We start from the raw sequence: 6716 nt of genomic DNA on the forward strand, positions 1-6716 counted from the left end.
TCTAAAGGCTACACTCGATTCTGTACCGTTTCTAGGATTGAAGCTGAAGCTTCAAAATTATTTGATATTATCCCTTCGTTAGACAATTTGGCTTTGCCTGATCTTATCCAAGAATTAGCCAGTCTATTTTGCGAATTAAATTTGTTACATCCTTTTAGGGAAGGTAATGGCCGAACTTTACGTTTTTTCTTTGAAGAACTCGTATTTGTCCTTGGCTACACCATCGAGTGGCCTAAAATTACTCAACAAGAATGGATTGATGCAAATATTGCAGGGGTATCACTCGATTTAGAACCGTTAATTACAATATTTCGTTTAGCTCTATCTAGTGAAAAACAAGACTGAATTTTTGTGCGATTGCATTAGTTTTAATCGCCTAAACTCAGCTGAGGAGTGTTGAACCGCTTTTTTCTGTGAAAAATAACGGGGCGAAAGTGGTTTAACTTATCTTCGCCGTCTAACTTGATGTAGCCAAAAACAGATCAAACTAAATTGGAACTGACAAACTTTAATGTCCTCGGACAATTACAGTGGGAATAGCTGATTTATAGAAGCCGCGTATCGAAAGAAATTTCGTGTTTTTTGGCTGTTTTGATGAGTTTTGGATAACCTGGATGTTTTGTGTTGAGCACATAGTTTTGTTCGCGAGGCACAATCACCGATGGGATCGCCAGCGCCAAGCTTGAATAGCTCGATAACCATTGATCACCGATTTCGGCTGTCTGAAGCGGGGCTGGCTCTTCATTCCAGTTGTCCGGTAAGTCGTCATTTTCAAGGACCAAAGCATCGGCTTCATCCAGTTCCAACGTAAACAAGACATAATTTTCAAGTACTTTGGTATTTTTGAGATGAACCAAGATTTCTAAAATGGCAAGTGACTCTGACGCAGCAACATAAACCGCAGACCGTCCAATAGAATTCCAACGCCCTCCGTACAGTCTGGAGCCTTCGCCATCGAAAGCTGACTCTTCCCACTTTTCCTTTACGATTCGGTACAAAGTGATCAAGAAAATACCCCATGCTCTAATCGTCCAATTAGGTTTAGCACACCCTCTGATTCAGCAGTTGTGGCAACCATATCGATAGGGCGGCGATTACCCAAACCAACCACAGGGGATTTGATCCATTCACACGCGGCCAAAATATCACCTTCAAACAAGTTGATGGTTTGGTTGAATATCTCAGCAAAACGGTACAAACGATCACTTTCGTCTTTGTTAAAACGTCCAGCTTTCGATCTGCGGTTTAGTGTGGCTGGTGGAATTGTAACAGCGGTAGCCAACTCTTTCTTTTCCAATTTAGAGTGCTTGGCTAGTTTGTCAAAAACATCAAAATCCAGACCTTTATGAACAGACTCATAAAGGGTTACCCCTCGCGATGGAATACCTACTTGCTGCCAAAAGCTAGCTGGCTGTTTAACAGGCTTGAATGCTTGCATTTGTGACATAACAATAACTCCTTATCAGATGGTAGTGTCATTATGTATCAGATGATTGCGGTAGGCAAGTTTACAAGTACATAGCTTGGAAAATTGGAGAGCGACAAGTAAGTTAGAGCATTCTCTGCTTTATTTTACCAGAGAAAGAAACGCCGCAATTCCAACTGTCGGAAGACAATAGAGATTGAGAACATGAGTCGCGACGACATGCTGACTCAGAACTGGACAAGGTTCATCTAGAGAGGGTTTAAAAGAGGTAATTGCTCCAATATCTTGCCAGACCTAGCCTTGTCTTTCAGAGATACCGCAATAAATCAGTTGTTGGCCATGCCAAATAGCATAGATGCCAGCAGCAACTTTCGGGCCATCAAAGATTACTTGCTACAACAAGCGTATTTTGCGAATAGATTAAAACTCAGCAGTCGCAAGTATAACGACACTTTGGATACGTAGAGCAACCATAAAAAGACATACCAGATTTAGCTCCTCGCTTAGCAACACGCATTACAAGCTTAGATTGGCAACTAGGACAAATCATAGATTCGACGCCTGCCCTGTGTGTTTGGGGCGATATTGAGGGTTTATTTTGAAAGCTGCGGCCATCTTCAATCATATGTACTAGTTCGCTGCCGTTGACTAGCCACAGGCGCTTATCTAGAGAAAAAGTGACAGCCTCAGAAGTAAAGTCTCCTGAAGTTACGATAATCATCTTACTGGCATTGTTCGCGATCATGACACCGTACATTTCCCTTAGAATTTGCACACCCACTTTGCGAGTTTTCCAATGCTTACATTGTACAAGGCTTAATTCACTATCTTTTGTAAGCCAAATATCAACACCGCCATCAGATTTTTGAGCGAAAGACTGTTTGACCGCATACCCTTGAGACTTAAAGTATTCTCCGATGTAACTTTCAAATTCGATCCAAGTCAGGTGATTTAGTGGGGAAGTATTCCTCTGAATTTTAATCTGAGTGTTCGTCTTGAGATAGCTTCTTTTCCTCTGATATTGCTTGAAAAACGCTATCGGTGCGGGGAGAAGAAATAAGAACGTAAAATATGGAGCCATCAAGGGCAAGTTTGGAGCAATAGCTTCAAAGATGAAATTATTGCTATCCACGGCCAAGCTAGGTAATAGATATGAAAGCCCAAAATAAATACAAGCAGAGAGTACTACGCTTAACCACCATGGAGCGTCCATTAAGTGCCATATGATTCCATCGTTTTTTCGTGCCATTTGAAGATTACCTGATAAGCATTTAGATGCATTAAAACACAAACGATAGATGATCGATAGATGGTGGGTATAGTTTGTAAGGTGATATTTATCAGGATGATAGCTATTGATGAGCTAAGGCTGGGAAGGCAACGCTTGAATTCGGATTCCTTGTTCGGAATCCGAACACTTCTAACTCATAGTTGTTGAGTAGACGACATACTCAAGTCAAGATGACCGTGCTCACCAAGCGACTACAAACCAAAGTCTGCATGACATCAAATTTGGGAGTTAGCAGATTTTAAGGCACTTTCATGATAAATTTGCCAACATGATAAAATCGATTAACAACCTTCAATTTATATGAATGACCAACTAACCCCAATCAACAAAGACCATTTGAAAAAATTTATCCGAGCAGAACTGGAGCTAACATGGTTTGATAATAAATCAGCTAGTCCGGATATGTCTTGGGTTACTCCTACGGTGCTAGACACATTGTTTACTGAGTTGATAACTCATACGCGTGGTAATCAATCAAAGGCTGCTAGGATGTTAGGGATCAACAGGGGTGGTTTCAGCAAAAAATTAAACCAGATTACAAGTAATGAACTTGGATTGGTTGAAAGCCTATAGGTATATATCAAGCCTATTAGGACACAGCAGAGGGCGTAGCCATCATTACCTTGAAAAACGCCGCCAGTCAGTAGCTTGGTCTAATTTACCCCGTGAGACATCACGGGGATTTACAGCGAAGCATGATAAGAACGGATAACTTTTGGCAGGGTAAACCAACAGCTTAAAACTGCTTTTGAACCGGGCAAGGGTATTGCTCTTTGAGAGCGGCAACAAGGTAGCTTCCAATATCGACACCTATACCTGCTTCCCCATATTTTTTTAGATTAGGATCGCGTTTGAGTCTTTTGTCGATGATTGTCATCAAATCTTTGGTTCTCCAACTATCTAAGCTTTCGCGATTGCTTGTATCTGTCATTGGTAAACAGTAGTCGATACGTTGGTTGCGAGCATCTAAGCGAGTGGTATAAAGATCCGCTGTATAAGCAGCAACACGAACACCGATCATTAAAGCTTGATACTCAGGGCTATCGGGCTCTTGATAGTGCTCAACGTAATAACGCATAGAGGCAGGGTTATGTTTACTGCCATACTTATCAATGTCTATCTCTATCTCTTCTGCCGTTAGACTCCCAAAGGAGCACCATACGGTTAAGCTTAAGACGCTCCATCTTTTCATCACTAATCCCTCCACTTTATACTGTTTATATTATCAGTTTTTCTGACTCCCCACTTGGGCTGCTTAATAATTAACCATTATTTATAGATTAAGAGCGGGATTTATCCTCTTCCTTTTGTGTTGGCTGCAAGGTTGATGGTGGCTCAACACGGTTACTGGTACTCTCAAATTGACCGCGAGTTTCATCCACGATTTGTGAGTGGTTGTCGGGGTTGTAATAACGCTCTGTGCCGCCGTGTTTCTGATGCTGATCCAGCACCGTTTGACCGGTATTACCTAGAGCCTTGCCTTTAAATTGTTCCCCCACCATCTTTTGCCACTCGGCTTGGGTCGGCTCAGAATTAAAGGTACGTTCGTGCTCTTCTTGCGTGGGTAAGCTTGCGAGCACAAAATCTTTAAACGTATCGGTTGTTTTAAATGCTTCCCATTCATTAGATCGAGATTGGCGAGAGTCATCATTATTGCCCGTTAGGATTTGTCGAGCTTTTCCTTCTTTATCAGCATATTTTTCCTCAACAAACTCTTGGAACGGCTTTTCCAGTTTCTCAGTCAGGCTGGCCATATGACGTTGCTCTTGGCTGTTGACTTGACTGAGCGTATTGACCTCTTGTTGAGCTTGTGTCGTGGACGTAATTAAACCTTGCGTCTCACTAAAGTTCGCCGTAAAGCCAGTGGCGTAAGTGCCCATCTCCGTATTACGTTCATCGGTCGAGAGGCGGTTGCTCGCCTCGATGGTTTGGTTGGCACCAGAGCGGTAGGATTCGATGGCGGCTTGCATTTGGCTTTGTTGTTCGTTGCTCATGCTGCTGAGCGTTTCACGCTCTTCCTGTGTCCATTTTTGTCCCGTGGACACGTTCACACTCCCATTAAACCCTACGGCGTCACCGAGAGCGCCGCTTGACAGTCCAGCGTTCACGTCATAACCGCCGTACGCTGAGTGTAAGAAGGCATTCGCTTTCTCATGGCTCCATCCGGTTGCCGCACTGACTTGCTCAGTGGCGGAGTTGACCTGCTCTAAGCCTTTTGAAGCCGCCGCACTCGCGCCGTGTCCATGAGTTAAACCATAACCTTGGGTTGACGAATAACTCTCTTTCCAATCGGCCATCAATTGAGAGCCACTTTGTGTGCTTTGCGACAAGGCCGCTTGTTGTGTCGAAAGGTTGGATTGAGCGCTAGTATGCAAGCCTTGCACCGCTTCACTGTATTGACTAGAGCTGGCGACATTCCACTGGAAATTCGACGCGGTAGGGCTAGTGTCATACACCGTTCTATCACCGTATTGCGTTGAAAGCATACCGTCTTCGCTTTGCGTGGTACTGCCGTGTTGTTTCAGCAATGTCGACGTATCAAACTTATTGCCATTGACGTTATTAAACGTGTGGGTCTGCATTTGCGTATTACCGTGGCTGATGTCACCGCTTGAGGCCGCTGCCGACGTACGGGCATTGGTTTGGTTTATCATCCCCGCCAGTTGGTAGTTTAAGCTGCTCATCATGGCCGCTGCGCCCTTGGTTAACGCCAAAGCAATCGCGGGGGTGGACATCATCAAGTATCCGGTAATGGAGGCGTAACGCGTGTTGACGTAATCAATGCCGCTCATGTTCGAGAGGGTAATGCCGCGTAACCCTTGTGTCGCGCCCTGGGTCGCCCCTTCTAAGAACCACATCATTATAGCGTTGAGGATGGTGAATATCATAGGCCAAGTGGCCAGATAGAAAAAACTGCCAACGTAGTTTTTAAGGACAGGCAGCGCCATATGTGGCAGCAAGGCAATGATGGCAATGATCGCCCCAAAGCAGACAAACAAAATCACTCCTATCGAGTGCATCATTGGAATGAACTCTTTGGCTTGCAGCCCAATGTTGGCCCACATGGTGGTGGTTTGCATTTGGTTGGCGGTGTAGGCGTAGTTGGCCGCGATACCTCGGTGCGTGTTTTCGATGTTCCATCGCGTCATGTTGATGACCATGTTCTGTTTTAAAATATCGACCGCGTTGTTACTGACCCCAATTAAATCTTGGTGACTATTCTCGATGGCGTTTCTTAAGAACGTTGATTGGATGTTGCTCTCTCGTCCCAAGATATACGCGCCCAGTTTATTCATGGTTTGATTGGCCTCTTCATCAAATTGTTGAGTGAGTTCAGGAAACGCGTCGCGGCAGGTTCTGTATTGACCCTGGGGGTTATAGAGCCCACGAATGGGGGACATCGATTTTGTGGCGAGAAAACCCAGCAAATCCGGTGCTTGCAGGATGTTTTGCATGGTGTATTTTTTGTTAATTCGAATGTCTCCGACGATGCAGTTGTGATAAAAGTCTTTCCAATAGCGTTGCAGATCAATGGTTTCGGCGTTGGCGCTACGAAGCAACGTGTATAAATTCGAACCAAACACCATGCCTGAGGAGCTGTAGCTTTCATCCTCTGTACTGCTAAAGACGATTTCAATGCCTTCGGTTAAGCCGTGCATGAACGTGGTGGCCGCCCAACCGGGTATTGCGACGATGTAAGGCACGTTATTCACGTAATAAATGCGCATAGGATTTTGCGCGTCATTGATATGGACGGTGGCTTTCATGCTGATAAGAAAAGTGGGGATAGCCAAGTAAATGAACATAAAACGCATCACATGTTTCGCGTCTCGAGACACAAAAAATAGGGTGGCACTGATGATAAAGGCCAGTTGTAAGGCGATTTCGATTAACGAGCCAAAGGTGTTGGTGGTAAAAAAAGTGGCGACGGCGTTCAAGGCTCGTTGTAATTGAGGGCCTGCGCCATAGAGATAAAAGTCTAAGGTCATTGGGGATCTC

The 6716-nt window shown here is 44.4% G+C and carries 7 protein-coding genes; 2 read left to right on the plus strand and 5 right to left on the minus strand.

Annotation, left to right across the window (positions count from 1 at the left end; translation table 11 throughout):
* A partial coding sequence (locus AB4653_RS17780) for a Fic/DOC family protein (RefSeq protein WP_372104868.1) occupies positions 1-345 on the plus strand: 345 nt, incomplete at its 5' end.
* 200 nt (positions 346-545) lie between these two features.
* Here AB4653_RS17780 and AB4653_RS17785 read toward each other — a convergent pair.
* From AB4653_RS17785 to AB4653_RS17795, 3 genes are all read right to left on the minus strand, one after another.
* The gene (locus AB4653_RS17785; RefSeq protein ID WP_016800264.1) at positions 546-1007 is read right to left on the minus strand and encodes an RES family NAD+ phosphorylase; all 462 of its coding nucleotides are present in this window, start codon (positions 1005-1007) and stop codon (positions 546-548) included.
* A complete protein-coding gene (locus AB4653_RS17790; RefSeq protein ID WP_016800265.1) occupies positions 1004-1447 on the minus strand; it encodes an antitoxin Xre-like helix-turn-helix domain-containing protein in 444 nt (147 codons plus the stop codon). The genes AB4653_RS17785 and AB4653_RS17790 overlap by 4 nt, the downstream gene beginning before the upstream one ends.
* A gap of 406 nt (positions 1448-1853) precedes the next feature.
* On the minus strand, positions 1854-2675 hold the full coding sequence (locus tag AB4653_RS17795) for a restriction endonuclease (protein ID WP_102257489.1): 822 nt from the start codon (positions 2673-2675) through the stop codon (positions 1854-1856).
* 342 nt (positions 2676-3017) lie between these two features.
* Between AB4653_RS17795 and AB4653_RS17800 the strand changes: the two genes are divergently transcribed.
* Positions 3018-3290: a helix-turn-helix domain-containing protein gene (locus AB4653_RS17800; RefSeq protein WP_102257490.1), complete on the plus strand. Its 273-nt coding sequence runs from the start codon at positions 3018-3020 to the stop codon at positions 3288-3290.
* Positions 3291-3453: 163 nt separating this feature from the next.
* Here AB4653_RS17800 and AB4653_RS17805 read toward each other — a convergent pair whose 3' ends face one another.
* Both AB4653_RS17805 and AB4653_RS17810 read right to left on the minus strand, forming a co-directional pair.
* Complete coding sequence (locus tag AB4653_RS17805; RefSeq protein WP_102257491.1) at positions 3454-3909, minus strand: hypothetical protein; 456 nt, start codon at positions 3907-3909, stop codon at positions 3454-3456.
* Positions 3910-3997: 88 nt separating this feature from the next.
* A partial coding sequence (locus AB4653_RS17810) for a conjugal transfer protein TraG N-terminal domain-containing protein (protein ID WP_372104870.1) occupies positions 3998-6716 on the minus strand: 2719 nt, incomplete at its 5' end.

Origin of the sequence: Vibrio sp. 10N.222.48.A3, from assembly GCF_041475345.1 — a bacterium.
GTDB classification, from domain to species: domain Bacteria; phylum Pseudomonadota; class Gammaproteobacteria; order Enterobacterales; family Vibrionaceae; genus Vibrio; species Vibrio tasmaniensis_A.